The organism is Ferrovibrio sp. (assembly GCF_029255545.1).
In the GTDB taxonomy this organism is placed as follows: Bacteria; Pseudomonadota; Alphaproteobacteria; order Ferrovibrionales; family Ferrovibrionaceae; genus Ferrovibrio.
Genome location: NZ_JANLJJ010000016.1, coordinates 79,030 through 81,552 on the forward strand (window position 1 = coordinate 79,030; position 2,523 = coordinate 81,552).

At 62.9% G+C, this 2,523-nt stretch carries 3 protein-coding genes; all 3 read left to right on the forward strand.

Annotated features, from left to right (window positions below; all coding sequences use genetic code 11):
* Positions 1-660: enoyl-CoA hydratase/isomerase family protein (locus tag Q1J79_RS02195; protein ID WP_300295880.1), on the forward strand; the 660-nt coding region annotated here is incomplete at its 5' end.
* Positions 661-674: 14 nt separating this feature from the next.
* Entirely contained in the window at positions 675-1,835 is a 1,161-nt protein-coding gene (locus Q1J79_RS02200) for an acyl-CoA dehydrogenase family protein (RefSeq protein WP_300295882.1), read from the forward strand.
* A 24-nt stretch (positions 1,836-1,859) separates the two neighbouring features.
* Positions 1,860-2,523, forward strand: a 664-nt coding sequence (locus Q1J79_RS02205) for a phenylacetate--CoA ligase family protein (protein ID WP_367182950.1), incomplete at its 3' end; no start/stop codon positions are given.

Here is a 2,523-nt window from a genome sequence, read left to right on the forward strand (position 1 = left end):
ACGTTTGAAGCCGACCGCAATATTCGCTCGATTCTGATCTGCGCGCAGGGAAAGCACTTCTGCACCGGCGCTGATCTGACTGAAGTGAAAAGGAAGTTATACGACGCGCAGATGCTGGACCATTTCCTCGCCCTTGGCATGGATGCATTCCGCAAACTGGAACAGAGCCGGCTGCCCGTGATCGTCGCAGTCCAGGGCCTTTGCCTGGCCGGCGGGCTCGAGCTGATGCTGTCCTGCGATGTCTGTTTCGCTGCGGAAAGCGCTCAGTTCGGGGACCAGCACGCGCAGTTCGGGCTGATCCCCGGCTGGGGCGGCAGCCAGCGGTTGACCCGACTTATTGGCCTGCGCCGGGCGCTCGATCTGATGTTCTCGGCGCGCTGGCTGAAGGCGGATGAGGCGAGGGAGGCGGGACTGGTGAACTACATTGTGCCGGAGGAAAAGCTGCGCCAGGCAGCGTTGGACTATTGTCTGAAAATCGCCAGCCGCTCACGCCCGGGCATTGCAGAGATGAAGCGCCTGGCACGCGAGGGGACCGACATGGGCATCGACCAGCAGATGCGGCTGGAGCGTGACGCTGCCTTGCGTGCGCTGCCGAACGAGGACGTGGCCGAAGGGCTGAATGCCTTTGAAGGTCGGCGCGCGCCGGCCTTCAAAGCATGACAAGAGGTGCGGGAATGGACTTCACGCTTAACGATGAGCAGCGCCAGATTTACGAATACGGGGCGCAGCTCGCGCAGAAATTCGACAATGCCTATTGGCTGGATCACGCCCGACGCCATGCCTTTCCCCGCGAGATGTTTCAGCAGATCGCCGATGACGGCTTCCTCGGCATCATGGTGCCCGTGGAATATGGCGGTGCCGGTCTCGGCATGACCGAGATGGCGCTCTTCATGGAGGGCACGGCTAACTACGGCATCCCGCTCCTGATGATGGTGGTCGGCCCCACCATGTCGCTCGCCCATATCGCCAGCCACGGGACCGAGTTCCACCGCAAGGAGCTCTTACCGGCCGCCTGCCGGGGCGAAATCCAGTTCTGTTTCGCGATCACCGAACCAGGTGCAGGCTCGAACACGATAAAGGCCACGACGCTCGCCAGGCGCAATGGCAACCGCTTCCGCCTTTCAGGGGAAAAGACCTTTATCACCGGCGCCGACGTCTCCGACTACTGCCTGGTTGTGGCGCGCACCAAGCCGCACACCGAGGTCACGCGCAAGACCGACGGCTTCACGCTTTTCGCGGTGAACCTGAAGGCGAAGGGCGTAGAGATGCAGCGGGTGAAGGTCTCGATCCCACTCCCGGAAGAACAGTGGACCCTGTTCTTCGACGAGGTGGACCTCGGTCCCGAGGACGTCGTGGGCGATGTGGACGACGGCTTCTCGATCCTGTTCGATTCACTCAATCCCGAGCGGATCATTCTGGCGGCTCTTTGCTGCGGCATCGGCCGGTTCGCCTTACGGAAGGCAGTGGCCTATGCTTGCGAGCGCAACGTATTCGGCCAGCCGATCGGCGCGCATCAGGGCGTGCAGCACCCGATGGCCAAGGCCCATACGGCCGTGGAGATGGCGAGCCTGATGGCCCGCCGCGCGGCCTGGGAATTCGACAACAAACTTCCGGCCGGCGCATCGTCGAACATGGCGAAATACGCCGCCGCCGAGGCCGGAATCGAGGCCGTGGACGCCGCCCTTCAGGCGCATGGCGGGTCGGGTTTCACGGAAGACACCGGGCTCTACGAGCTTTATCCGCTGGTCCGTCTGCTGCGCACCGCGCCGGTGAATCGTGAACTGTGCCTCAGCTTCATCGGCGAGAAGGTGATGGGCCTGCCCCGGTCTTACTGACCGAAAGTGCCCTGGGAGGAGAGTATGCAATACGGAATGCGCTTTCGGCGGGCCTGTGCCAGCGCAAAGGCGAACGACCGGTTCTGGCACGAGGTAGAGGGCATGCCGCTCGACGGGGTGCGCCGAATCCAGGAGGAGCGGCTGGTCGAGCAAATGGCCTATCTCAGGGCCAACTCGCCATTTTATCGGGACAAATTCGCGGCGGCCGGCATCGGTTTCGATGATATTCGCACCATCGAGGATCTGCAAAGGCTCCCCTTCACCTATAAGACCGAAATCCGCGAAAGCCTGTCGGCCGAGCCGCCTTTCGGCCGCCACCGCGCCGCCCCGATGGAAGACATCATCCAGATGCAGGCTTCATCGGGCACAACCGGCAACCCGTCTTATGTGGCGCTGACAGAATCCGACGCCGAGATGTGGCACGAGATGAGCGCACGCTGCTTCTTCGCCAACGGCGTGCGGCCCGGCGATATGGTACTTCATGCTTTTTCGCTGGCCAAAGGCTTTGTCGGTGGTGTTCCAGTGATGCAGGGGCTTCAGTATATGGGCGCCATCGACGTGCCGGTGGGCGCCGATGGCGGTGCTGACCGGCTCCTTCGCGCCTGCGCCGACGTCCGCCCGCGCTGCGTCGTCGGGGCGCCGAATTTCGTGATCCACCTGGCGGAGAAGGCCGAAGAGGTACTGGGCG

What these genes read in the sequence shown, in the direction of transcription:
- Q1J79_RS02200 (WP_300295882.1), top strand. Translation starts at nt 675, where the DNA reads ATGGACTTCACGCTTAACGATGAGCAGCGCCAGATTTACGAATACGGG.